Origin of the sequence: Caulobacter sp. CCNWLW153 (assembly GCF_036889365.1) — a bacterium.
Taxonomy (GTDB): domain Bacteria; phylum Pseudomonadota; class Alphaproteobacteria; order Caulobacterales; family Caulobacteraceae; genus Caulobacter; species Caulobacter radicis.
Map to the genome: position 1 here is coordinate 18,925 of NZ_JBAKFV010000023.1, position 23,029 is coordinate 41,953.

General features: G+C 66.3%; 35 protein-coding genes. 4 read left to right on the forward strand and 31 right to left on the reverse strand.

Annotated elements, in window-relative coordinates:
- Positions 1-29 precede the first annotated feature (29 nt).
- Complete coding sequence (locus V6S85_RS24915) at positions 30-1,295, reverse strand: ectonucleotide pyrophosphatase/phosphodiesterase (RefSeq protein WP_334350618.1); 1,266 nt, start codon at positions 1,293-1,295, stop codon at positions 30-32.
- Between the two features lie 160 nt (positions 1,296-1,455).
- Here V6S85_RS24915 and V6S85_RS24920 point away from each other — a divergent pair, with 160 nt between their 5' ends.
- From V6S85_RS24920 to V6S85_RS24930, 3 genes are read left to right on the forward strand one after another with little or no spacing between them, the layout of a single operon-like run.
- Positions 1,456-2,358 carry an ABC transporter ATP-binding protein gene (locus V6S85_RS24920; RefSeq protein WP_334350619.1) on the forward strand — a complete coding sequence of 301 codons (903 nt, stop codon included), beginning with the start codon at positions 1,456-1,458 and terminating at the stop codon, positions 2,356-2,358.
- Positions 2,348-3,154, forward strand: coding sequence for an ABC transporter permease (locus V6S85_RS24925; RefSeq protein WP_334350620.1), 807 nt, complete (start codon positions 2,348-2,350; stop codon positions 3,152-3,154). Before V6S85_RS24920 ends, V6S85_RS24925 begins: the two co-directional genes overlap by 11 nt.
- Positions 3,151-3,819: a hypothetical protein gene (locus V6S85_RS24930; protein WP_334350621.1), complete on the forward strand. Its 669-nt coding sequence runs from the start codon at positions 3,151-3,153 to the stop codon at positions 3,817-3,819. The genes V6S85_RS24925 and V6S85_RS24930 overlap by 4 nt, the downstream gene beginning before the upstream one ends.
- Positions 3,820-3,928: 109 nt before the next feature.
- Here the strand turns inward: V6S85_RS24930 and rplQ are convergent, their stop codons facing one another.
- The 27 genes from rplQ to rpsJ form a co-directional block, all read right to left on the reverse strand.
- On the reverse strand, positions 3,929-4,342 hold the full coding sequence (gene rplQ, locus V6S85_RS24935; protein ID WP_334350622.1) for a 50S ribosomal protein L17: 414 nt from the start codon (positions 4,340-4,342) through the stop codon (positions 3,929-3,931).
- 188 nt (positions 4,343-4,530) lie between these two features.
- Positions 4,531-5,547 carry a DNA-directed RNA polymerase subunit alpha gene (locus tag V6S85_RS24940; RefSeq protein ID WP_101719247.1) on the reverse strand — a complete coding sequence of 339 codons (1,017 nt, stop codon included), beginning with the start codon at positions 5,545-5,547 and terminating at the stop codon, positions 4,531-4,533.
- A gap of 73 nt (positions 5,548-5,620) precedes the next feature.
- Entirely contained in the window at positions 5,621-6,010 is a 390-nt protein-coding gene (gene rpsK, locus V6S85_RS24945) for a 30S ribosomal protein S11 (protein ID WP_058348453.1), read from the reverse strand.
- Between the two features lie 13 nt (positions 6,011-6,023).
- On the reverse strand, positions 6,024-6,392 hold the full coding sequence (gene rpsM, locus V6S85_RS24950; protein ID WP_058348452.1) for a 30S ribosomal protein S13: 369 nt from the start codon (positions 6,390-6,392) through the stop codon (positions 6,024-6,026).
- Positions 6,393-6,564: 172 nt separating this feature from the next.
- Positions 6,565-7,134: an adenylate kinase gene (locus V6S85_RS24955; protein WP_101719246.1), complete on the reverse strand. Its 570-nt coding sequence runs from the start codon at positions 7,132-7,134 to the stop codon at positions 6,565-6,567.
- Positions 7,135-7,257: 123 nt separating this feature from the next.
- Positions 7,258-8,616: a preprotein translocase subunit SecY gene (gene secY / locus V6S85_RS24960; protein WP_116565460.1), complete on the reverse strand. Its 1,359-nt coding sequence runs from the start codon at positions 8,614-8,616 to the stop codon at positions 7,258-7,260.
- 296 nt (positions 8,617-8,912) lie between these two features.
- Positions 8,913-9,398: a 50S ribosomal protein L15 gene (gene rplO / locus V6S85_RS24965; RefSeq protein WP_116489694.1), complete on the reverse strand. Its 486-nt coding sequence runs from the start codon at positions 9,396-9,398 to the stop codon at positions 8,913-8,915.
- A gap of 130 nt (positions 9,399-9,528) precedes the next feature.
- Positions 9,529-9,714: a 50S ribosomal protein L30 gene (gene rpmD, locus V6S85_RS24970; protein ID WP_058348448.1), complete on the reverse strand. Its 186-nt coding sequence runs from the start codon at positions 9,712-9,714 to the stop codon at positions 9,529-9,531.
- A gap of 3 nt (positions 9,715-9,717) precedes the next feature.
- Positions 9,718-10,323, reverse strand: coding sequence for a 30S ribosomal protein S5 (rpsE, locus tag V6S85_RS24975; RefSeq protein ID WP_058348447.1), 606 nt, complete (start codon positions 10,321-10,323; stop codon positions 9,718-9,720).
- Between the two features lie 10 nt (positions 10,324-10,333).
- Complete coding sequence (rplR, locus tag V6S85_RS24980) at positions 10,334-10,684, reverse strand: 50S ribosomal protein L18 (RefSeq protein WP_058348446.1); 351 nt, start codon at positions 10,682-10,684, stop codon at positions 10,334-10,336.
- A 3-nt stretch (positions 10,685-10,687) separates the two neighbouring features.
- Complete coding sequence (rplF, locus tag V6S85_RS24985) at positions 10,688-11,221, reverse strand: 50S ribosomal protein L6 (RefSeq protein ID WP_116489695.1); 534 nt, start codon at positions 11,219-11,221, stop codon at positions 10,688-10,690.
- Positions 11,222-11,239: 18 nt separating this feature from the next.
- Positions 11,240-11,638 (reverse strand): 30S ribosomal protein S8, encoded by a 399-nt coding sequence (gene rpsH / locus V6S85_RS24990; protein ID WP_058348444.1) that lies wholly within the window; start codon positions 11,636-11,638, stop codon positions 11,240-11,242.
- 10 nt (positions 11,639-11,648) lie between these two features.
- Positions 11,649-11,954: a 30S ribosomal protein S14 gene (gene rpsN / locus V6S85_RS24995; protein WP_058348443.1), complete on the reverse strand. Its 306-nt coding sequence runs from the start codon at positions 11,952-11,954 to the stop codon at positions 11,649-11,651.
- Between the two features lie 23 nt (positions 11,955-11,977).
- Complete coding sequence (gene rplE, locus V6S85_RS25000; protein WP_101719242.1) at positions 11,978-12,535, reverse strand: 50S ribosomal protein L5; 558 nt, start codon at positions 12,533-12,535, stop codon at positions 11,978-11,980.
- Positions 12,528-12,842, reverse strand: a complete 315-nt coding sequence (rplX, locus tag V6S85_RS25005; protein ID WP_101715814.1) for a 50S ribosomal protein L24 — start codon at positions 12,840-12,842, stop codon at positions 12,528-12,530. Before rplX ends, rplE begins: the two co-directional genes overlap by 8 nt.
- The gene (rplN, locus tag V6S85_RS25010; protein WP_058348440.1) at positions 12,842-13,210 is read right to left on the reverse strand and encodes a 50S ribosomal protein L14; all 369 of its coding nucleotides are present in this window, start codon (positions 13,208-13,210) and stop codon (positions 12,842-12,844) included. The genes rplX and rplN overlap by 1 nt, the downstream gene beginning before the upstream one ends.
- Before the next feature lie 18 nt (positions 13,211-13,228).
- Positions 13,229-13,468, reverse strand: a complete 240-nt coding sequence (gene rpsQ, locus V6S85_RS25015) for a 30S ribosomal protein S17 (RefSeq protein ID WP_101715813.1) — start codon at positions 13,466-13,468, stop codon at positions 13,229-13,231.
- A 10-nt stretch (positions 13,469-13,478) separates the two neighbouring features.
- Positions 13,479-13,670: a 50S ribosomal protein L29 gene (gene rpmC / locus V6S85_RS25020; protein ID WP_116565462.1), complete on the reverse strand. Its 192-nt coding sequence runs from the start codon at positions 13,668-13,670 to the stop codon at positions 13,479-13,481.
- A gap of 5 nt (positions 13,671-13,675) precedes the next feature.
- Positions 13,676-14,107 carry a 50S ribosomal protein L16 gene (rplP, locus tag V6S85_RS25025; protein WP_058348437.1) on the reverse strand — a complete coding sequence of 144 codons (432 nt, stop codon included), beginning with the start codon at positions 14,105-14,107 and terminating at the stop codon, positions 13,676-13,678.
- A 12-nt stretch (positions 14,108-14,119) separates the two neighbouring features.
- Complete coding sequence (rpsC, locus tag V6S85_RS25030; RefSeq protein WP_058348436.1) at positions 14,120-14,869, reverse strand: 30S ribosomal protein S3; 750 nt, start codon at positions 14,867-14,869, stop codon at positions 14,120-14,122.
- Positions 14,869-15,249: a 50S ribosomal protein L22 gene (rplV, locus tag V6S85_RS25035; protein WP_116489696.1), complete on the reverse strand. Its 381-nt coding sequence runs from the start codon at positions 15,247-15,249 to the stop codon at positions 14,869-14,871. The genes rpsC and rplV overlap by 1 nt, the downstream gene beginning before the upstream one ends.
- Positions 15,250-15,251: 2 nt before the next feature.
- Entirely contained in the window at positions 15,252-15,530 is a 279-nt protein-coding gene (gene rpsS, locus V6S85_RS25040; RefSeq protein ID WP_012285669.1) for a 30S ribosomal protein S19, read from the reverse strand.
- 3 nt (positions 15,531-15,533) lie between these two features.
- On the reverse strand, positions 15,534-16,370 hold the full coding sequence (gene rplB / locus V6S85_RS25045; RefSeq protein WP_058348434.1) for a 50S ribosomal protein L2: 837 nt from the start codon (positions 16,368-16,370) through the stop codon (positions 15,534-15,536).
- A gap of 3 nt (positions 16,371-16,373) precedes the next feature.
- Positions 16,374-16,670, reverse strand: coding sequence for a 50S ribosomal protein L23 (locus V6S85_RS25050; protein WP_116489697.1), 297 nt, complete (start codon positions 16,668-16,670; stop codon positions 16,374-16,376).
- Entirely contained in the window at positions 16,670-17,308 is a 639-nt protein-coding gene (gene rplD, locus V6S85_RS25055) for a 50S ribosomal protein L4 (RefSeq protein WP_116489698.1), read from the reverse strand. Before rplD ends, V6S85_RS25050 begins: the two co-directional genes overlap by 1 nt.
- Positions 17,308-18,072, reverse strand: coding sequence for a 50S ribosomal protein L3 (gene rplC / locus V6S85_RS25060; RefSeq protein ID WP_116489699.1), 765 nt, complete (start codon positions 18,070-18,072; stop codon positions 17,308-17,310). The genes rplD and rplC overlap by 1 nt, the downstream gene beginning before the upstream one ends.
- Before the next feature lie 14 nt (positions 18,073-18,086).
- Positions 18,087-18,395, reverse strand: coding sequence for a 30S ribosomal protein S10 (rpsJ, locus tag V6S85_RS25065; protein WP_004616952.1), 309 nt, complete (start codon positions 18,393-18,395; stop codon positions 18,087-18,089).
- A gap of 625 nt (positions 18,396-19,020) precedes the next feature.
- On the opposite strand from rpsJ, the gene V6S85_RS25070 reads away from it, so the two are divergent.
- Positions 19,021-19,776: a hypothetical protein gene (locus V6S85_RS25070; protein ID WP_116489700.1), complete on the forward strand. Its 756-nt coding sequence runs from the start codon at positions 19,021-19,023 to the stop codon at positions 19,774-19,776.
- Between the two features lie 189 nt (positions 19,777-19,965).
- On the opposite strand, the gene V6S85_RS25075 is transcribed toward V6S85_RS25070, so the two are convergent.
- From V6S85_RS25075 to V6S85_RS25085, 3 genes are all read right to left on the reverse strand, one after another.
- Positions 19,966-20,805 (reverse strand): GIN domain-containing protein, encoded by an 840-nt coding sequence (locus tag V6S85_RS25075; protein WP_334350623.1) that lies wholly within the window; start codon positions 20,803-20,805, stop codon positions 19,966-19,968.
- Positions 20,806-20,907: 102 nt separating this feature from the next.
- On the reverse strand, positions 20,908-21,813 hold the full coding sequence (locus tag V6S85_RS25080) for a transcriptional regulator (protein WP_334350624.1): 906 nt from the start codon (positions 21,811-21,813) through the stop codon (positions 20,908-20,910).
- A 16-nt stretch (positions 21,814-21,829) separates the two neighbouring features.
- A complete protein-coding gene (locus V6S85_RS25085) occupies positions 21,830-22,993 on the reverse strand; it encodes a GNAT family N-acetyltransferase (protein ID WP_334350625.1) in 1,164 nt (387 codons plus the stop codon).
- Between the last annotated feature and the right edge of the window lie 36 nt (positions 22,994-23,029).

A 23,029-nucleotide genomic window follows, 5' to 3' on the forward strand; every position in this document is an offset into this window, starting at 1 on the left:
GGCCGCGAAGGCCGGCCGGACTGCTTCTGTCAGCGCAGCGCGCCGGCCACCGGGGCCAGCTGGCCGTCGACCTTCTCGGGACGCACGCCCGTGACCTTGGCCAGCAGCGGGTAGACGTCGACATTGTCGAACACCGGCAGGGTCTTGCCAGACTTGAAGGACGGGCCGCGGGCGACGAACACCGCCTGCATCAGGGGATCGGCGTTGTCGAAGCCGTGGGCGCCGCCGTCACGCTCGGGGCTGGTGCGCTTGGCCTGCGACTCGGCGGTGGTGATGTACCAGCCGGTCTGGGCCGAGCAGACGATCGGGGCGATGCGACGGTTGCTGCCATAGTGCAGGCGGGCCGGGATCCTGGCCTTTTCCCAGCAGGTCATGTGCGCCTGCGGCTTGGTCAGGGCGGCGACAACGGCGGCCTCCTCGCCCTTGTTGGGATAGATGCCGGCGATGGCGCCGAGGCCGACGTAGCGCAGCTTGGAGAGGTCGACCGCCTCGTCAAGCACCACGCGCTGCTTGCCCGGCAGCGGGGCCATGCCGTGGTCGGCGACGATGACGATGTTGCTGGTCTCATAGAGGCCCCGCGCCTTCAGCCCCTCCACCAGGCGGGCGATGGCGGCGTCGACGTCGGCGGCGGCCTTGCGCACCTCGGTCGAGTCCGGGCCGTAGCGGTGGCCGGCGCTGTCGACGACGTCGAAATAGAGCGTGGCCAGGCCCAGGGGGACGTCCTTGGTCTCGTCGATCCACGACAGCAGGGTGTCGACGCGGTCGTTGGACGGCTTCTTCTGGTCGAACACGGCCCACTTGGTCGGGCGCACGCCGTCGATCTGGGCTTCCGAGCCCGGCCAGAACATGGTGCCGGTCCTGACGCCCTGCTGTTCGGCGCTGACCCAGATCGGCTTGGCCATCTCCCACCAGCGGCTGTCGGTCACAGCGTCGCGGTTGCTCAGGGTGAAGGTCACGCCGGGGATCTCTGGATCCTCCATCGTGTTGCCGACGATGCCGTTGTGGTCGGGGCGCTTGCCGGTGACCAGGGTGTAGTGGTTGGGGAAGGTCAGCGACGGGAACGACGGGCGCATGGCCGCGCGCACGCCGTCGTCGGCCAGGGCCTTCATGGTCGGGGTGTCGCCGCGATCCAGGTAGTCGGCGCGGAAGCCGTCGATCGAGACCAGGATGGTCAGCGGCGCCTTGGCAGCAGAGGCCCGGGCCGGCGGGCCTTCGGCCACGGGGCGCGGCGCGGTTGCGCAGCCGGAAAGGACGGCGATCGCCAGGAATGCGGCGAAGCGGGAAAGAACGGTCATGGCCGGGCCCTGAAGCAAAGTCTCCCGCCCCTATAGGACAGCTCGGCGACAATTCGTATTGCAGTCGCCAAACAACTTGGCCGACCTGCGTTCCATCGCCCATAGTCGCGGCAAGTTCATAAGGGAGTCGTCCGATGTCGCCGAGCCAGGCCCGCGCCGCATGAGTTTCGCGCTCGAGGCCGAAGGGCTGACCAAGACCTACGGCGCCGTGCGGGCGCTGGACGACCTGACCCTGAAGATCCCCGCCGGCGGCGTGTTCGGCGTGCTGGGTCCCAATGGCGCGGGCAAGAGCACCCTCTTCCGCATCGCCATGGGCCTGGTGCGGCCGACCTCGGGCGTGGCGCGACTGTCGGGCTCGCCCGCCGGCCACGCCTCGTCGTTGCGCCAGGTGGGCGCGATGATCGAGACGCCGCGCTATCCGCCCTACCTGACCGCCCGCGACGCGCTGAAGATGCTGGCGCTGCAGAGCGGCGCCCGCGACGTCGACATCGACGGCTGGCTGGATCGGGTGGGCCTGTCCGGCGCGGCCGACCGCAAGACCTCGACCTATTCGGTGGGCATGAAGCAGCGGCTGGGCCTGGCGGCGGTGTTCTTCACCCGCCCCACCCTGGCCATCCTGGACGAGCCGACCAGCGGCATGGACCCGGCCGGCATCCAGGAAATCCGCGAACTGATCCGCCGCCTGGCCGCCGAGGAAGGCGCGACCATCATCCTGGCCAGCCACCAGCTGGACGAGGTGCGGCGCGTCTGCGACCGCGTGGCGATCCTCGCCAAGGGCAGGCTGGTGGCCGAGGGCCCGGTCGAGACCCTGGCCGGTCGCAAGCCGGCTCTGCGCCTGGTCGCCAGCCCCGTGGCCCAGGTGCTGGAGATTCTCGGCGAGCAGGGCGCGGCCGACGGCCCCGACGCCGTGCTGGCCCAGATCGAGCGCCACGAGGCCCCCGCCCTGATCCGCGCCCTGGTGGGCGCCGGCGTCGACATCCACGAAGCCCGCTGGCGCGAGGCCGACCTGGAAAGCGCCTATCTCGACATCCTGCAAGCCAAGGAGCCGGCCGATGCTCGCTGACGCCATCTCGGCCGAACGCTTCCGCCTGCTCAAGGATCGGGGCACGCTGTTCTGGGGGGTGCTGTTCGCCCCGATCGCGGGCCTGGCCCTCAACATCGGCGGCGAGCTCTTCGCGCGCAGCCTGATGAAGGGCGCCCCGCCCATCCCGGTCGACCTGGTCGGGCGCATGGTCAAGGCGCTGGCCGACGGGGCCTCGCCGGTGGTGGGGCTGTTCGTGCTGATCCTGTCGACCGCGGTGCTGGCCGGCGACTACCGCTGGGAGACCTGGCGGCTGCTTACCCCGCGCAACGGCCGCGTGAATCTGCTGCTGGCCAAGCTGGCGACGGTGGCGGGGGCGGTGGCGATCAGCCTCGTGCTCTACGCCCTGGCCGCGGCCCTGGGCGGGCTGTTCAGCGCCGCCACCAGCGGCGGGGCCCTGGTGGCCTATCGCGGCTCGGCGGGCGTCGACCTGCTTGGGACCTTCGCGATCAGCTGGCTGCAACTGATGGTGCTGGCGGCCCTGTCGGCCGTCGTCGGCGTCGTCACCCGCTCGACCATGGGCGCGCTGATCGTCGGGCTGGTGTTCGCCGCCGTCCAGTCGATCGTCGCCAGCCAGCTGCACGAGCCCAGCCTCAAGGCCCTGGCCATCCCGGCCTTTTCCGGCGACCTCCTGAAGACCGTGCTCCTGACACAGCGCAGCGTGGTCGACGAACCGGCGCCCTGGGCCCTGGCCCTCGGCTTTCTCGCAGCCTGGCTGGCCGGCCTGACGGCCGCGGCCCTGGCCCTCTTCCAGCGGCAGGACCTGACGCGGGAATGACGAGATCGGTTTCCTTCCCCGCCGCCCGGCTTTCGTGGGCGGCGGCCTTCATGGCCATCGCCGGCGCCGCCTGCGCCGCCCAGCCGGACTTCACGCTCTCGCCCGGGCAGCAGGCGACCATCGAGAAGGCCGCCATCGCCCGCGAGGCGGCGCTGGCCGAGGCGCGCAGGCTGCCGGCCCCGACGCCCGCCCCCTCCCCCACAGAGCGCAAGCCCGCCGCCTGCCGCATGACCTCGATCCCCGACGTCGCCCTGTGCCGCGAGAAGGTGCGGCTGCAAGGCAAGTGGGTCGAGCGCGACGTCCGCTACGTGCGCGGCGCGGGCGGCGTGGGCTGGCTCGATTTCCAGGGAACCTACGAGATCGTCGCCGGACGATATCGGCTGGCGTCAGACGCGCGCGGCGAGGCCCTGCGCCTGTGCTGGGAGCGCGACGCCCTGACCTGCGACACCGTACTTGGGCCACGCATCGACCAGTACGGCGGCGACGAGCGCTACGTCGTCATCGCCCGACGCGACCTGCCCGACGAGACGCCGCGTTTCTACTTCGTGGAAGCCGCAAAGGACGGTCCGGGAACGGTGCACGGTCCGCTGACGGCCGGCGGCTTCGCGCGCGAGAAGCTGAAGCTGGCTTTGCCCGAGTTCGACGGGATCATCGTCAGCCGGTGACCGCATGCTCCCTCTCCCAGAGGGAGAGGGTTTTGAACACCCGGTACCCCAGACAGCAAAAAGGCCCCGGATCGCTCCGGGGCCTTCTCGTTTCAGCCTGGGCTGAAGATTAGTCGTCGGCTTCGTTGGCGTAGACCGGACCCGAGTCCTTGCCCTTTTCCGAGACGTCGCGATCGACGAACTCGATCACGGCCATCGGCGCGTTGTCGCCGTAGCGGAAGCCGGCCTTCAGGACGCGGATGTAGCCGCCCTGACGGTCCTTGTAGCGCGGGCCGAGCACGGCGAAGAGCTTGCCGACTTGTTCCACGTCGCGGACCGAGCTGATGGCCTGACGACGAGCGTGCAGGTCGCCGCGCTTGGCCAGGGTGACCAGCTTTTCGACGATCGGGCGCAGTTCCTTGGCCTTCGGCAGGGTGGTGACGATCTGCTCGTGCTTGATCAGCGAGGCCGACATGTTGGCGAACATGGCGGTACGGTGAGCCGAGGTGCGGCCGAGTTTGCGGTGGGCGTAACCGTGACGCATTTTGTATCTCCTGGGCTCTTGGCCCGAGCGGCGCGAAAGAAGCGCCTGTTGTCACCAGTCCCAGCTCGCATCCCGGCCGGGTCAGAACGAAGCGCCGGGGCCCTCCACCGCTAGGCGGCTTCAAAAGGCCCAGGCCGCCTCCAGTCCCAAAGGAACGGAAGGCGGCCCGGATTCAGCGCGATAGTGTCTTAGATCTGGTCGTCGAACTTCTTGGCCAGGTCTTCGATGTTTTCCGGCGGCCAGTTCGGCACGTCCATGCCGAGGTGCAGACCCATGCCGGCGAGAACTTCCTTGATCTCGTTCAGCGACTTGCGGCCGAAGTTCGGGGTGCGGAGCATCTCGGCTTCGGTCTTCTGGATCAGGTCGCCGATGTAGACGATGTTGTCGTTCTTCAGGCAGTTGGCCGAACGGACCGACAGTTCCAGCTCGTCGACCTTCTTGAGCAGGGCCGGGTTGAACGGCAGCTCGGGCTTCGTTTCGTCCGCGGCCTTGGCCTTGGGCTCTTCGAAGGTGATGAAGATCTGCAGCTGGTCTTGCAGGATGCGAGCGGCGTAGGCCACGGCGTCCACCGGAGTGACGGCGCCGTTGGTCTCGACTTCCAGGGTCAGCTTGTCACGGTCCAGGCGCTGGCCTTCGCGGGTCGGCTCGACCTTGTAGGCCACGCGCTTGACCGGCGAGTACAGGGCGTCGACGGCGATCAGGCCGATCGGCGCGTCTTCCGGACGGTTCTGGTCGGCCGGGACGTAGCCCTTGCCGGTGTTGACCGTGAATTCCATGCGCACCGAACCGCCCTCGTCCAGCGTGCAGAGCACGTGGTCGGGGTTCAGGATCTCGATGTCGGCCGGGGTTTCGATCTGGCCAGCGGTGACCGGACCGGCGCCCGAGGCGCGCAGGGTCATGCGCTTGGGGCCCTCGGCGTGCATGCGCACGGCGAGTTGCTTGATATTCAGAACGATGTCGACGACGTCTTCACGAACGCCCTCGAGCGAGGAGAATTCGTGCACCACGCCATCGATCTGGATGGCGGTGACGGCGGCGCCTTGCAGCGACGAGAGGAGAACGCGACGCAGGGCGTTGCCGAGCGTCACACCGAAACCACGCTCGAGCGGTTCAGCGACGATGCGAGCCTTGCGGGTCGCGTCGGCGCCGGTTTCGATCTGCGGCTTCTCAGGACGGATCAGCTCGTTCCAGTTTCTTTCGATCACGTGGTGTCCCTTGAACGCGACTCGCCGGCCGCGTTTGACGCAGCCGGCGAAGGAGAATTGGATCTAAAAAATACTAGACGCGACGGCGCTTGGGCGGACGGCAGCCGTTGTGCGGGATCGGCGTGACGTCGCGGATCGTCGTGATGGTCATGCCAACGGCCTGCAGGGCGCGCAGAGCCGATTCACGACCCGAACCCGGACCCGAAACGTTGACTTCCAGGGTCTTCACGCCGTGTTCCGCAGCCTTCTTGCCCGCGTCTTCGGCGGCCATCTGAGCGGCGTACGGGGTCGACTTGCGCGAGCCCTTGAAGCCCATCATGCCGGCGCTCGACCAGGAGATGGTGTTCCCCTGAGCGTCCGTGATGGTGATCATGGTGTTGTTGAACGAGGCGTTCACGTGCGCCACGCCCGAGGTGATGTTCTTGCGTTCGCGCTTTTTAACGCGACCCGGTTCCTTGGCCATCGGTCAGGCTACCTTACTTCTTCTTGCCGGCGATCGGCTTGGCCGGACCCTTGCGGGTACGAGCGTTCGTGTGGGTGCGTTGGCCGCGGACCGGCAGGCCCTTGCGGTGACGCAGGCCGCGGTAGCAGGCCAGGTCCATCAGACGCTTGATGTTCATCGAGTTTTCGCGACGCAGGTCGCCTTCCACGGTGAAATCACGGTCGATCGTCTCACGGATCTGAAGGACTTCCGCGTCGGTCAATTGATTGACGCGACGGGCGTCCTCGATGCCCACCGTCGTGACGATGTCACGAGCGGACTTCGGGCCGATGCCGTGAATGTACTGAAGCGCGATGACAACGCGCTTGTTCGTCGGGATGTTGACGCCTGCGATACGGGCCACGTCTAATGTTCTCCTAGTCACGCACCAAAGACGCGAACGGCGCGCTCGGCCCGATCCGAAGACCCAGACCGACGCGCACAGATCGCGCCCTTTCGCGGAAGCGCCCCGTTATAGGGATCGTTGCGCATCCGTCAATGGCGGAATCCGTCATGAGGACGGATTCCATTAAAACTTACGCCACGACCGTCAGGGTCGCGTCGATCGAAGCGGCGACGGCTTCCACCGCCCCCATGCCGTCCACTTCCACCAGCTTGCCCTGCTCGCGATAGTACGGGAGCAACGGCGCGGTGTCGGCGTTGTAGCGGGCCAGACGGTTCACGAAGGTCTCGGGGTTGTCGTCCGACCGCCCCTGCTCCGCGTATCGCTTGGTGATCCGCTCGATCAAGGCCGGCTCGTCTACTTCGAGTCGCACGACGGAGTCGATCTTCTGGCCGCGCTTGGCCAGCATGACGTCCAGCGCCTCGGCCTGCGCCACGGTGCGCGGGAAGCCGTCGAAGATGGCGCCGCCGGCGGCCTCGGCCTCGGGCAGGCGCTCCTCGATGAGAGCGATGACGATCTCGTCGGTGACCAGGTCGCCGCGATCCAGCACGCCCTTGACCTTCTGCCCGAGCTCCGAGCCCGAGGCGATGGCCGCGCGCAGCATGTCGCCGGTCGACAGCTGGACCATGCCGCGTTGCTCGACCAGCCGCTTGGCCTGGGTGCCCTTGCCCGCCCCGGGAGGGCCAAACAGGATCAAGTTCATAAAAGCCCCTTCACGCGTTTCCCAGGGTCTGACGCCCCTCACCGAGGGCAGACCTAGAATGCGTTCAAAGAAAACGGAAGCCGGATTGTGACAATCCGGCTTCCGGGTGGTTTCACGCTTGCGTCAGCGGCCGCCGCGGCCGCCGCGCAATTTCGACTTCTTGATCAGGCCCTCGTACTGGTGCGCCAGCAGGTGGGACTGGATCTGGGCCACGGTGTCCATGGTCACGGTCACGACGATCAGGATCGAGGTGCCGCCCAGGGCGAAGTTCTTGTTGCCAAGAGCGCCCATCAGGATTTCCGGGAAAAGACAGACGGCGGTGATGTAAGCCGCGCCGATCACCGTCAGGCGGGTAAGCACGTAGTCGAGGTACTCGGCCGTGCGCTTGCCCGGACGGATGCCCGGCAGGAAGCCGCCGTACTTGCGCAGGTTCTCGGCCGTCTCGTCCGGATTGAACACCACCGAGGTGTAGAAGAACGAGAAGAAGATGATCAGGCCGGCGTAGCTGGCCATGAACAGCGGCTGGCCGTGCTGCATGGCGCCGACCACGGGCGGCAGCCACTGCGCCCAGTTGGGCAGGTTGGCCGGGTTCAGGAACTGCATGGCGGTCGTCGGCAGCAGAAGCAAGCTGGAGGCGAAGATCGGCGGGATCACGCCCGCGGTGTTGATCTTCAGCGGCAGGAACGAGCTGTCGCCGCCGACCATGCGGTTGCCTTGCTGGCGCTTGGGATAGTGCACCAGCAGACGGCGCTGCGAGCGCTCCATGAACACGATGGCGAAGATCACCGCCACGGCGAGCACGAAGATCACCATCAGCGGGAAGTAGTTGCCGGTGTTCTGGGCGGTCACGAACAGTTGGCCAAGACCGCGCGGCAGGGCCGCGACGATGCCGGCGAAGATGATCAGGGACACGCCGTTGCCCACGCCGCGGCTGGTGATCTGTTCGCCCAGCCACATCAGGAACAGGGTGCCGCCGGTCAGCGAGACCACGGTCGACAGCACGAAGAACCAGCCCGGCAGTTCCGAATAGACCAGGTTCGGCTGGCTCTGCAGGCCGACGGCGATCGAGAACGACTGCACCAGGGCCAGGATGACGGCCAGGTAGCGGGTATACTGGTTGAGGGTCTTGCGGCCGGCTTCGCCGCCTTCCTTCTTCAGCTTTTCCCACGGCGGATACACCGAACCCATCAGCTGCACGATGATCGAGGCGCTGATGTAGGGCATCACGTTCAGCGAGAAGATGGCCATCCGCTCGACGGCGCCGCCCGAGAACATGTTGAACATGCCCAGGATGCCCTTCGACTGGCCGGCGAAGGCGCTGGCGAAGGCGTCCGGGTTGATGCCCGGGATCGGCACGTAGGTGCCCAGGCGGAACACCACCAGGGCGATAAGCGTAAACCAGATGCGCTTGTGAAGTTCGGTGGCCTTCTGGAAGGACCCGAAGTTCATATTGGCTGCGAGCTGTTCGGCGGCCGAGGCCATTCAATTCCCCACGACGAGAGCGCGGCCGGTTCGTCGTAACTGACGAAGCGAAGCGCGCTCCAAGTATTGTACGGGGCCCGGCCGGAGATCGGCGGAATCGCCGACGCTCATGGCTTAGGCCCCAGTGCGGAGCCACACATAGGTGAGGCTCGCCGTGATGTCACGGCGAGCCTCGAAAGAACGTCATCCCGATGGGGCTTTATGGCGGATTGGTGCGCAAAGGCCCCTACCCCGCCCGGCTCCCGCGCCGTCAGCCAGGACGATCTGGCGAGACGGCCCGGGATGACTCTGTGGTCTTAGGCTTCGGCTTGCGCCTTGGCCTTCTTGGTCACGGTGACCGAACCACCGGCGGCCTCGACGGCCTTGATGGCGGCTTCGGTGGCCGAGTAGACGGTCAGCTTCAGGGCCGACTTGATCTCGCCCTTGCCCAGCAGCTTCACGCCGTCGAGCTCGCGACGGATGACGCCGGCGGCGACCAGGTCGGCGACCGAGACTTCAGCGCCGGCCTTCAGCTTGCCGGCTTCGACGGCTTGTTCCAGGCGCCACAGGTTCACTTCGGCGAACTCGAGGCGGAAGGGGTTGTTGAAGCCGCGCTTCGGCATGCGCATGTGCAGCGGCATCTGGCCGCCTTCGAAGCCGTTGATGGCGACGCCCGAGCGCGCCTTCTGGCCCTTCACACCGCGACCGGCGGTCTTGCCCTTGCCCGAGCCCGGGCCGCGGCCGACGCGCATGCGGCCCTTGGTGGAGCCGGGAGCCGGAGCCAGTTCGTTCAGCTTGGTCATATGTGCCTCTCCTTGGAGATCTGCGCCCGGCCAGATGGCCGGACTCGGCTGCCCTTTCGGGCGGTTTCTTCAAACGAAAACCACCCCGGTTTTCACCGGGGTGGCGATCTTGGGTCGTCGTGTAACAGACTTACTCGACGATTTCCAGCAGGTGCGCGACCTTGCGGATCATGCCGCGGACCGACGGGGTGTCTTCGAGCGTGGACACGCGGCCCAGCTTGTTGAGACCCAGACCGGCGAGCGTGGCGCGCTGGTCCTTTTCACGACGGATCGGGCTGCCCGTTTGGCGGACCGTGACTTGCTTAGCTTCAGCCATGACTTAGCCCTCGATGGCTTCCGGCGACGAAGCGCCGTCGGCGCGACGGCCGAGGATGTCGCCAACCTTCTTGCCGCGCTTGGCGGCGATCTGGCGGGGCGACGACTGCACCTTCAGGGCTTCGAACGTGGCGCGCACCATGTTGTACGGGTTCGAGGAACCCGTCGACTTGGCCACGACGTCCTGGACGCCCAGGGTTTCGAGAACCGCGCGCATCGGACCACCGGCGATGACGCCCGTGCCGGGAGGGGCAGCGCGCATCATGACCTTGCCAGCGCCCCAACGGCCAGCGCCGTCGTGGTGCAGGGTGCGCGACTCGCGGAGCGGGACGCGGATCATGGTCTTCTTGGCTTCTTCGGTCGCCTTGCGGATGGCTTCCGGCACTTCACGCGCCTTGCCATGACCGAAGCCGACGCGGCCCTTTTGGTCGCCAACGACCATCAGAGCGGCGAAGCTGAAGCGACGGCCGCCCTTCACGGTGGCGGCGACGCGGTTGATGTGGACGAGCTTTTCGACGATGTCGCTGTCGACCCGCTCTTCGGGGGCGTTGCGGTCGCGACGGTCACGGCGTTGACCGCCTTCACCGCGCTGTTGGTCACCACGAGCCATTGTGTTTCCCTTAGAAGTTCAGGCCGGCTTCGCGCGCGGCGTCGGCCAGGGCTTTCACCCGTCCGTGGAAGATGTAGCCGCCACGATCGAAGACGACGTCCTTGACGCCCTTTTCGATCGCGCGCTCGGCGACGAGCTTGCCGACGGCGGCCGCAGCGTCCTTATCCGCGCCCTTGCCTTCGGCTTCCAGGGTGGAAGCCGACGCCAGGGTCACGCCGCGTTCATCATCGATGACCTGGGCGTAGATGTTCTTGGACGAGCGGAAGACCGACAGACGCGGACGGCCGTTGGCCAGCGACTTGAGGCGGGTCCGGTTGCGCTGAGCGCGCTTGGCCGCCGATTCACGAGGAGAGAGCGCCATGGCTTACTTCTTCTTGCCTTCCTTGCGGCGAACCTTCTCGCCAGCATAGCGCACGCCCTTGCCCTTGTAGGGCTCAGGCGGACGAATGCGACGAATCTTCGCGGCAATCTCGCCGACCGCCTGCTTGTCGATGCCGGCGATCTTGATTTCGGTTTGCTTCGGCACAGCGAAGGTGACGCCGGCCGGAGCCTCAACGTCCACATCGTGGCTGAAACCGAGTTGGAGGCTGAGGGCGGTGCCCTTCATGGCCGCGCGGTAACCGACGCCGACCAGCTCGAGGTTTTCCTCGAAGCCGGTGGTGACACCGTGCACCATGTTGGCCACCAGCGTGCGGGACAGACCCCACATGCCCTTGGCGCGCTTCGTGTCGACGCGCGGAGTCAGCAGGAGCTCGGAGCCCTCTTGCTTGACTTCGACTTCGTCGGCGATCGTCCACGACAGCTGACCCTTCGGGCCCTTTACCGTGACCGTCTGACCCGCGAGCGTGACTTGCACGCCCGAGGGGATTGCGACGGCTTTCTTACCGATACGTGACATGCTCTTTCCCTCCCGCGCCTAGTAGACGCGGCAGAGGACTTCGCCGCCGACGTTAGCGTCGCGCGCGGCGGTGTCCGACATGACGCCCTTCGGCGTCGACAGGATCGAGATGCCCAGGCCGTTCTTGATCGGCTTGAGGTCCTTGATCGACGAATAGACGCGACGGCCAGGCTTGGACACGCGGCTGATCTCGGCGATCACGGGCTCACCGTCGAAGTACTTGAGCTCGATCTCGAATTCGGGGAACGCGCCGGGCTTCTCGACCAGCGAGTAGCCGCGGATGTAACCCTCGTCGGCCAGCACGTCGAGGACGCGGGCGCGCAGCTTGGAAGCCGGCGTCGAGACCTTGTTGCGCTTGCGCAGGGCGGCGTTCTTGATGCGAGCGATCATGTCGCTCAGGGGGTCGTTCATCGACATCTGATCGTCCTCACCAGCTCGACTTGACGAGGCCGGGGATCAGGCCTTGCGAACCGAGTTCGCGAAGGGCCACACGGCTCATCTTAAGCTTGCGGTAATAGGCGCGCGGACGGCCCGTGACTTCGCAGCGGTTGCGGATGCGGATCGGCGAGCTGCTGCGGGGCAGCTTAGCCAGCTTGAGGCGAGCCTCGAAGCGTTCCTCGAGCGGCAGGGTCTCGTCGTTGGCGATCGCCTTCAGCGCGGCGCGCTTCTCGGCGTATTGCTTGACGAGAGCCTTGACGGCTTCGTTGCGGTTGACGGCGCTTTTCTTGGCCATGGTTTCTTTCCCTTCCCGCTCTCTTAGTTGACGAACGGGAACTGGAATTCCTTCAGGAGAGCCTTGGCCTCCTGGTCGGACTTCGCAGTGGTGCAGACGATGATGTCCATGCCCCAGATCTGTTCGATCTGGTCATAGTTGATTTCCGGGAACACCAGGTGCTCCTTCAGGCCCATGGCGTAGTTGCCACGGCCGTCGAAGCTCTTGCCGTTCAGACCACGGAAGTCCTTCACGCGCGGCAGCGCGATCGTGACCAGGCGGTCGAGGAATTCAAACATCCGGTCCTTGCGAAGGGTGACCTTCGCGCCGACCACCATGCCTTCGCGCAGCTTGAAGCCGGCGATGGACTTGCGGGCGCGGGTCGCGACGGGCTTTTGGCCGGCGATCGCTTCCAGTTCCTTCAGGGCCAGCTGAGCCTTCTTGGAGTCGGCCACCGCTTCGCCGATACCCATGTTCAGGACGATCTTGTCCAGCTTGGGGATCTGCATCTCGTTGGTGTAGCCGAACTGCTCCTTCAGCGCGGCGCGGATGCGCTCGCGGTAGACGGTCTTCAGCCGGGGCTCGTAAGCTTGATCAGCCATTGATCACCTCGCCGGTCGTCTTGGCGACGCGCACCTTCTTGTCGCCTTCGATCTTGAAGCCGACGCGGGTGGCCTTGCCGTTGGAATCCACGACGGCGACGTTCGAGACGTGCAGCGCGGCTTCCTTGTGCTTGATGCCGCCCTGGGGGTCGGCTTGGGTCGGCTTGGTGTGGCGGGCGACCATGTTCACGCCCTCCACGACAACCCGGTTTTCCTTCGGCAGGACTTGGGTCACAGCGCCTTGCTTGCCCTTGTCCTTGCCGGCGAGAACGACGACGCGGTCGCCCTTCTTGATCTTAGCAGCCATTACAGCACCTCCGGCGCGAGGGAGATGATCTTCATGTGGTTCTTGGCGCGCAGTTCACGGGGAACCGGGCCGAAGATCCGCGTGCCGACCGGCTCGCTCTGCTTGTTGACGATGACGGCCGCGTTCTTGTCGAAGCGGATCATCGAACCGTCTTTGCGCTTCAGGCCTTGGTTCACGCGAACCACGACGGCGCGCAGAACGTCACCCTTCTTCACGCGACCGCGCGGGATGGCTTCCTTCACGGAGACGACGATGACGTCGCCAACGCTGGCGTAGCGACGGCCTGCGCCGCCCAACACCTTGATGCACATGACCCGGCGAGCGCCAGAGTTGTCGGCGACGTCCAGGTTAGTTTGCATCTGGATCATGGTTTAGACCTTCCAGACTTAGGCCGAAGCCTTGGGAAGCACTTCCCAGGTCTTCAGCTTGGACTTCGGAGCGCACTCGACGATGCGAATGGTTTCGCCCGTCTTGTACACATTGGCTTCGTCGTGCGCGTGGTACTTCTTAGAGCGGCGCACGATCTTCTTCAGAAGGGGGTGAACGATGGTGCGTTCCACCTTCACCACAACGGTCTTGTCACCCTTATCGGAGACGACGACCCCTTCGAGGATACGCTTGGGCATATCGTTCTCCTTACGCCGCGGCCTTGGCGCGCAGCACGGTCTTGATCCGCGCGATATCCTTGCGGATTTCGTTCACGCGGTGGGTCTTCTCGACCTGACCCGTGGCGGCCTGGAAGCGCAGGTTGAACTGCTCTTTCTTCAGGTTGATCAGGGTTTCGGCGAGTTGATCGGGGGTCAGGCCCCGGATTTCGGCGATCTTCATGAGCCTCAAGCCTCCACGGCCACGCCCGCGTCGAGGCGGGTGACCACACGAGTGCGGATCGGCAGCTTGGCCGCGCCGAGGCGCAGCGCTTCACGCGCGATATCGTCCGGCACGCCGTCGATTTCGAACATGATGCGGCCGGGGGCCACGCGAGCGGCCCAGTAGTCGACGGCGCCCTTGCCCTTACCCATCCGGACTTCGGCCGGCTTGCCGGTGACCGGCACGTCCGGGAAGATACGGATCCAGACGCGGCCTTGACGCTTCATCTGGCGGGTGATGGCGCGACGAGCAGCTTCGATCTGGCGAGCCGTGATGCGCTCCGGCTCAACGGCCTTGAGGCCGTAGGAGCCGAAGTTCAGCAGGGTGCCGCCCTTCGAGGCGCCGTGGATACGGCCCTTGAACTGCTTGCGGAACTTGGTTTTCTTCGGTGACAGCATAGCGCTCTATCCTTAGTCCCGATTGCGGCGGCCGCGGTCGCCGCGGTCCGGGCGATCGCCGCGCTCACGTCCACCGCCTTCACCGGCCGGGCCGGATTCGGAAGCGAGACGCTTGTCCAGCGCCATCGGGTCATGCTCCAGCACTTCGCCTTTGAAGATCCAGGTCTTCACGCCGATGATGCCGTAGGTGGTCTTGGCTTCAGCGAAACCGTAGTCGATGTCCGCGCGCAGGGTGTGCAGCGGAACGCGACCTTCGCGGTACCATTCCATGCGGGCGATTTCGGCGCCGCCGAGGCGGCCCGAGACGTTGATCCGGACGCCCTTGGCGCCGAGACGCACGGCCGACTGGATCGAACGCTTCATCGCACGACGGAAGGCGATCCGGCGCTCGAGTTGCTGAGCGATGGACTCGGCGACCAGCTGAGCGTCGGTTTCCGGCTTGCGGATCTCGACGATGTTCAGGTGGACTTCGCCTTCGGTCATCACCGAGAGGTCCTTGCGGAGCTTCTCGATGTCAGCGCCCTTCTTGCCGATGATGACGCCCGGACGAGCGGCATAGATCGTGATGCGGCACTTCTTGTGCGGACGCTCGATGATGATGCGCGAGACGCCAGCTTGATACAGGCGCTTCTTCAGGGCGGCGCGGATGGCCAGGTCCTGGTGCAGCATCTTGCCGTACTGGTCGCCGTCGGAGAACCAACGGCTGTCCCAGGTGCGGTTCACGCCGAGCCGCAGCCCGACCGGATTGACTTTCTGACCCATTAGGCGGCCTCACCCAGTTCGCGGACCACGATCGTGATCTCGGAGAACGGCTTTTCCACGCGCGTCGCACGACCGCGGGCGCGGGGCGAGAAGCGCTTCATCACCAGGTTCTTGCCCACATAGGCCTCGGCGACGACCAGGGAGTCGATGTCGAGGTTGTGGTTGTTCTCGGCGTTCGAAATCGCCGAGTACAGCGCCTTGCGGACGTCTTGGGCGATACGCTTGTGGCTGAATTCGAGCTCGTTAAGAGCGCGCTGGACGTTCAGGCCACGGATGGACTGAGCGACCAGGTTCAGCTTGCGCGGGCTGGTGCGCAGGGTGCGCACCTTAGCCATCGCCTCAACGCCTTCCAGGCGGCGAGCTTGCTTTTGCTTGGCCATGATTACTTCCTCTTGGCCTTCTTGTCGGCGGCGTGGCCCGGGAAGTTACGCGTGGGAGCGAACTCGCCGAACTTCATGCCGACCATGTCTTCCGACACGGAGACCGGGACGTGCTTCTGGCCGTTGTGCACGCCGAACACCAGGCCGACGAACTGCGGCATGATGGTCGAACGACGCGACCAGGTCTTGATGACGTCCTTGCGGCCCGACGCGAGAGCGGCGTCGGCCTTCTTCAGGAGGTACCCGTCGACAAACGGGCCTTTCCAGACGGAGCGGGTCATGGCTTAGCGGCCCTTCTTCGCTTTGTGGCGCGAACGGATGATGAACTTGTCCGTGGCCTTGTTGACGCGGGTCTTGGCGCCCTTGGTCGGCTTACCAGCCGGGGTCACCGGGTGGCGACCGCCCGAGGTGCGGCCTTCACCACCACCGTGGGGGTGGTCGACCGGGTTCATGGCAACGCCGCGGACGTGCGGGCGACGACCCATGTGACGAACACGACCGGCCTTGCCGAGGTTTTCGTTCATGTGGTCGGGGTTCGAAACCGCGCCGACGGTGGCCATGCAGGTGTCGAGGACCATGCGCAGCTCGCCCGAGTTCAGGCGGATCTGGGCGTAGCCGGCGTCACGACCGACCAGCTGGGCGTAGGCGCCAGCCGAACGGGCGATCTGACCGCCCTTGGCGGGCTTCAGCTCGACGTTGTGAATGATCGTGCCGATCGGCAGCGTACGCAGCGGCGAGGCGTTGCCCGGCTTCACGTCGACCTTTTCGGCGGTGACGACTTCGTCGCCGGCCTTGAGGCGTTGCGGGGCCAGGATGTAGGCCAGTTCGCCGTCCTGATACTTGATCAGGGCGATGAACGCGGTGCGGTTGGGATCGTACTCGAGGCGAACGACCGTGGCCGTGCCTTGCTTACGACGCTTGAAGTCCACCAGACGGTAGAGGCGCTTGGCGCCGCCGCCGCGGAAGCGAACGGCGATACGGCCGTTGCCGCCACGACCGCCCGACTTGGAGAGGCCCTCGACGAGCTTCTTTTCCGGGCGACCCTTGTGGAGTTCGCTGCGATCGATCAGCACCAGGCCGCGTTGGCCGGGGCTGGTCGGGTTAAAGTGCTTCAAGGCCATGTCTTAGAGCCCCGTCGTGATGTCGATCGACTGGCCTTCGGCCAGGGTCACGATCGCTTTCTTGACGTCGGTGCGGCGACCGACGATGCCACGGAAGCGCTTGGTCTTGCCCTTGGTGACCAGGGTGTTGACCTTGGTGACCTTGACCTTGAACAGCTCTTCGACTGCGGCGGCGATTTCGTCCTTCGACGCATCGGCGGCCACCTTGAAGACGACCTTGTTCTGCTCGCTGAGCAGGGTCGTCTTTTCGGTGATCACCGGCGACAGGATCGTGTCGTAGTGGCGGGCGGTAGCGGCCATTACGCGGCTTCCTTCTCAGCGAAACGAGCCGAGATCGCTTCCACCGCGTCCTTGGTCAGGACCAGGGTGTGGCGACGCAGCACGTCGTAGACGTTCAGGCCGGCGTTCGGCAGCACGTCCACGTTCGGAATGTTGCGGGCGGCGAGCTTGAAGTTCGCGTCCACTTCCGGACCGGCGATGACCAGCGCGTTCTTCAGACCGATCTTGTCGAAGTTGGCGCGCAGGGCGGCCGTCTTGGCTTCGGTCAGAACGGCGCTGTCGAGCACGACCAGCGAACCGGCCTTGGCCTTCGAGGACAGGGCATGGCGCAGAGCCAGGGCCCGGATCTTCTTCGGCAGGTCGAAAGCGTGGCTGCGGACGACCGGGCCGTGAGCCTTGGCGCCGCCGACGAACTGAGCCGCACGACGCGAGCCGTGACGAGCGCCGCCGGTGCCCTTCTGCTTGTACATCTTCTTGCCCGTACGAGAGACCTCGTTGCGGACTTGAATCTTGTGGTTGCCCGAGCGGCGCTTGGCCAGCTGCCAGGTGACGACGCGCTGCAGGATGTCGCCGCGGATGTCTTCGATGCCGAAGATGGCGTCGTCGAGATCCAGGGAGCCGGCCTTGCCGCCGTCAAGTTTGATGACGTCGAGTTTCATTAGCCTTCGCCCTCTTCGGTCGTCGCCGCGGGGGCCTCTTCAGCGGGGGTTTCAGCAGCCGGAGCGGCTTCGCCAGCCTTACGGAAGGCGCCCGGACGCGGCAGATCGGCCGGAGCGGCCTTCTTCACGGCGTCGCGGATCTTCACGTAGCTGCCTTCGTGGCCCGGGACGGCGCCCTTGACCAGGATCAGGCCGCGCTCGACGTCGACCTTCCAGACGGTGACGTTGAGGGTGGTGACGGTTTCTTGACCGAGGTGACCAGCCATCTTCTTGCCCGGGAACGTACGGCCCGGATCCTGGCGGTTACCGGTCGAACCGTGCGAACGGTGCGAGACCGAGACACCGTGGGTGGCGCGGAGACCACCGAAGTTCCAGCGCTTCATGGCGCCGGCGAAACCCTTACCGACGGTGACGCCCTGGATGTCGACCTTCTGGCCGGCGACGTAGTGGTCGGCGGTGAATTCCGCGCCCACTTCGATCAGAGCAGCTTCGTCGACGCGGAATTCGGCGACGACCCGCTTGGGCTCGACCGAGTTCTTGCCGAAGTGGCCGCGCTCGGCCTTCGAGGTGTTCTTGGGCTTCTTGGCGCCGGCGCCGAGTTGCAGGGCGGTGTAACCGTCCTTCTCGACGGTGCGCTGAGCCACGACCTGGCAACCGTCGAGCGACAGGACGGTGACCGGCACGTGCTGACCGGCGTCGTCGAAGAAGCGGGTCATGCCGAGCTTCTTGGCGATCAGGCCGGTGCGGTTAGCGGGGAGAGTCATCAGTTCGGCCCTCCTTACAGCTTGATTTCGACGTCAACGCCGGCCGACAGGTCGAGCTTCATCAGCGCGTCCACGGTCTGCGGAGTCGGGTCAACGATGTCGAGGACGCGCTTGTGCGTACGGATCTCGAACTGCTCGCGCGACTTCTTGTCGACGTGCGGCGAACGGTTGACGGTGAATTTTTCGATAAGCGTGGGCAGGGGGATGGGGCCCCGCACCGTCGCACCCGTGCGCTTGGCCGTGTTCACGATCTCGCGCGTGGAATGATCCAACACGCGGTGATCGAAGGCCTTGAGCCGGATGCGGATGTTCTGACGATCCATATCGCTCGGTTTCCTAGTGGGCTGCGCCCGCGTCTCGAACCATTTCAAAGACCAACCCGGACTCCTCTTTCGAGACGTCCGAACGCAGCGTCCGCAAAACAAATTGGCCCGCGCAATCGCTTGCGAGGGCCGGTGATCCGCAACCACGCCGTCCTCCGAGGAGAACCCTCCTCTGGATGAGAAGGACGCCTGGTTACGGGTCGCTTGCGAACCGCGTTTGAGCCCTAGAGCTCACAGCCGGTCCAACAGAGGGGCGCTTTTACGTGCCTGAATCGGTTTCGTCAAGCGGTCCCGACGGGCTTTCGCGCCGGCTTGTTTAACAAGACGTAAAGCCCTCGCCTCGACCACGGCGGCTTAACACTTATGGCCAAAACGCGGCTGACCAAAAAGCAATGTTCACCGACTTGAGCCCGATACACACAATCTTTGTGCGCGACCCGCGCGTATAGAAACTCAATTCGTTCCTGCAAGTGTAGTATTTGCGCACCATAACGCCCCGAACGGTCTGACAGAGCCTTGCGGCCGTCATCGAACCTTCATAGATCCGCCCCGCTCGACGGTAGGGAGGCCCTCCCCAAAACGACCGCCCGCCGTCGAGACCACATGAGTAAGGGGATTACCCACTATGAAGACCCAACTGTTCGCCGCCGCCGCCGTGCTGGCCGTCGCCGTCTCGGCTCCCGCTTTCGCCCAGAACATCGGTTCGGTCGGCGCCGCCGTTGACTACAACAACATCGACACCCGCGCCGGCGACGCCGACGGCACCTCGGTCGTCATCGACGGCTCGGTCGCCATCCCGACCGGTTCGTGGACGATCACCGGCGCCGCCGACGTCTCGATCGCCGACAGCGACGTCTCGCAACGCACCGTCGCCACCGGCGCCGTGCACGCCACGACCGTCGTCGGCAACGGCCTGCGCATCGGCGGCTTCACCGCCCTGTCGCGCCCGTCGAACGACACCCTGTGGGCCGTCGGCGGCGAAGCCCAGAAGTACCTCGGCAACGTGACCCTGACGGGTCTCGCCGCCTACGGTCAGTCGAACGACCTGGACGCCGACCTGTGGACCGTCCGCGCCGGCGCCAACTACTTCGTCTCGGACGACTTCCGTCTGGACGCCGGCCTCGGCTGGTCGAACGTCGATGGCCTCGTCGACGCCGACATCTGGGACATCAACGTCGGTGGCGAATACAAGTTCGCCAACACCGGCTGGTCGACCTTCGCCAAGTACACCCACAGCGAAGCCGATGACCTGGCCGACCTGAAGTCGGACGCCGTGAAGGTTGGCCTGCGCTACACCTTCGGCGGCAGCCTGAAGGCCCGCAACGCCGCTGGCGCCGACCTGGCCACCGGCAGCGACCTGTTCGGCTTCCTGGTCCGCTAAGCCGGAAGCTTCGTGATCTTCCGGCGCCCACCGGAAGATCACGGACAGCGTTTCAAGGGACCCGCCCTCCCCCTCCTACCCGGGCGGGTTCCGACGAAAGCAAGACGCCCCCGAAGCGAAAGCTCCGGGGGCGTTCTCTTTTATATATATGTACCGATGTGCGCCGAACGGCGCCCCCGGTTCGCTGGGCTACTGGCCGATATAGATGTTGCCCGAGCCCATGGCCGACTTCTTGACCGAGCCATTGACCTTGGCCACGCGGATGTCGCCCGAGCCGGCCACCGACAGCGACACCCGGTCGGCCTCGCCGCCGAAGTTCACGTCGCCCGAGCCCATGATGCTGACGTCGATGTCGCGGGCCCGGCCGCCGGTGATCTTCACCCCGCCCGAACCGGCGATGCTGACGTCGAGATCGCCGCCGCGCAGCGACGCGGCCTTCACATCGCCCGAGCCGGCGATCGAAACCTCAAGGTCCGACACGTCCTGCAGGCTGATGTCGCCCGAGCCGGCCAGGTTGATCTCGGCCTTGGCGGCGCTGCCGGCCTTGGTGTCGCCCGAGCCCGCCAGGCTGATCTCCAGCTTGCCCCGGGTGTTGGCGATGGTCCAATCCCCGCAGCCGGCGTTGGCCAGCTCGACGCTGTCGCTACGGCCAACACTGCCATAGACCGCGCCCGAAGCCCCGACCGAGACGTTCATCGGCACACGGATGGCCACTTGCGGGATATCCTTCCACTGGACCTCGCCGAGATCGCGCACCCGGACCGCGGAGCCCTCGCCCCGGCTGTTGCAGCTCTGGATGCGCTTGAGGCGCAGGTTGCCGTCGATGATCGTCTGGCTGCCCACCTTGCGCACTTCCAGCGGCAGGCCGCCATTGGTGGTCAGGAACTCGACCTTCACGTCGCTACGGGCTTCGGGAATGATGGTGACGCGGGCGACGGCGTCCTTGATCTTGACCGTCGGCTCGGCGGCGGCCGCGCCGGCCAGGGCGACAACGGCCGCGCCGGCGGCCAGGCTGATGATTGCGCGCATCTTTAAGTCCCCTCGGATGGCTTTGCGTTGAGGGAACGCTAGTCGGCGAGGCCGCGCCGCACGACTTAATTCGAGGTCATGACGCTGTTGTCACGAACCGCGTCAGGCCGCCTTCTGGGCGTCGCCGATCTCGAAGCTGCGCTCGAAACCCTTGATCCTGTCCTCGACCAGGCCCAGCCGCTTGAGGCCCAGCGAAGCCGCCCAGAGGCCCGCGCGCGCCGCCATCGGCGTCTTGTCCATGGCCGCCACCGGCAGGCCCCAGCGGCGCAGCATGCCGTTGGCGAAGTGGGCGCCGTTGGTCAGGCGCGAGCCCCAGGTCTGGTAGTCCACCGACAGCGAGACGTTGAAGGTGCCGAGGTTCTCGATCCGGTGCGGCGCATGCAGCGGCCAGCTAGCGGCCATGCCCGGCTCCAGGTCGAACACCGTCGCGGCCGCGTCCATGTCGCGACTGTACGGCAGGTCCTCGGTCTGCTGCTTGAGCATGATGTTCTCCATGCCCTGCTGGGGCATGTGGGCCTCGTCGACCGGATAGATCCAGATCCGCTTGCGGCCGCGCAGGTGGAACAGGATGACGCCCGGCGCGTCGGCGTGGAACGGCACCTTGGCGCCCGGGGCCGACATGATCAGCTGGCCGTTCAGCTGGACGGGGGAAAAGCCCCTCGCCTCGCCCGCGATCTCGTCGAAGGCCTGCTTCATCAGCGGGGTCAGGGCCGGATACCAGGCCTCGGCCCGGCGCAGCTGCACCCAGATGCGGCCCTGCTTGACGCCTTCCAGCACCTCGCGCCCCGGCAACCGCCCGCGCGCGCCGGTGCGCATGGTCGCCTGCCCCTCGGCGTCGAAGTCGAACAGGTTGATGTCGTAGAGCTCGGCCGGATAGGCGTCGAGCAGGCGCGCCAGGGCGTCGTCGTCGAACAGGCCTGTTTCGGCGAGGTTGTGGCGGAAGGTGATCGGGGCCTTGCGAAAGGCCTGGATCTGGTCGTCCGACCAGGGCGCGACGAGACGGGTCATAAGCCTTACTCCTCCCTCAGTCGGCCAGCAGGCCGAGACTCAAGCCGAGGCCGATGCCGACGCCGATCCCGGCCCCGACGGCCGGGTGACGCCGGCCAAGGCCGGTGACGAAACTGGCGCCGCCCTTGACCTGGCCGATCAGGCCAGGCTCGCAGGCGGCGATGCGGTCAAGACGGCGGGCCAGACGCTTGCCGACCTCGTCGATGCGCTCGACGCCAGGCGCGCCGCGCAGGTGGGTCATCAGCGACGGCCGCATGGCCACCGCGCCCTCCAGCACCGGCTCCATCGGCACGGCGAAGTCTTCCTTGTAGGCTTCCTCGCTGGGCCCGAAGTCGACGCGGGCGATCCCGCGCTCGGCCGCGACCCGCAGGGTCTCCAGCGTCATCAAGGCGCCCGGCGAGTATCGCGCGAAGGCCGGGTCGTAGATCGGGAACCACAGGTGATGACGGTCGCCGGCGGTCAGGCCGAGCTCGGCCGCCACGATCGTCCCGCCGGCGCGCAGCACGGCCAGGCGCAGGCCGAAGTCATCGGCCTCGGACTCGGCCAGGCGGTTCAGGAGATCGATGGTCCAGCCGCAGGCGAAGATGTCATGCTGGTGGGTGCGACGGATCTGGGCGCGCTTCTGGGCCACCAGCCAGGCCAGCAGATCCAGCGCCGGCCGCTCGAAGGTGAAGACCATCTGGCCGTGATCGCGCTCCAGGGCGCGGGCGCGGCGGCGCTTGTCCTTCAGGAAGGCGGAACTGCGCGTGGCCTGATAGGCCTCGAAGCCGGCCGACAGGTCGGCGGCCATGGCGTAGCGCACGGAAAGTTCAGGCAGGGGCACGGGCGAGATCAGGCCGCTGACCCGCATCCGCTCGACGCCCAGCAGCGCCAGCACGGCGGGCAGGCAGACATCGGGCTCGGCGATCAGGCCGTGGAAATCGCTCATCGGCGCGCCGAGCGGCTGGATCGACGAACCGCGGCGTTGGAAGGGCAGGAAGCCGACGATGCGGTCGCCGCGCTCCAGCACGGCGATCCGCGAGCCGGGCGCGCAGGCCGCGGCCGCCTCGACATAGCGGAGATCGAAGTACGGACCGCCCAGCACCGGCTCGGCGGCGCGCAGGGCGTTCCAGCGCGCGCGCTCGGCGGTGTTGAGGTCGGCGACCTCGATGACCCGCGCCTGCAATCCCGTATCCAGCACCCTGCTCCCCGTCCTTGCGGACTACGCCGGGCGTGG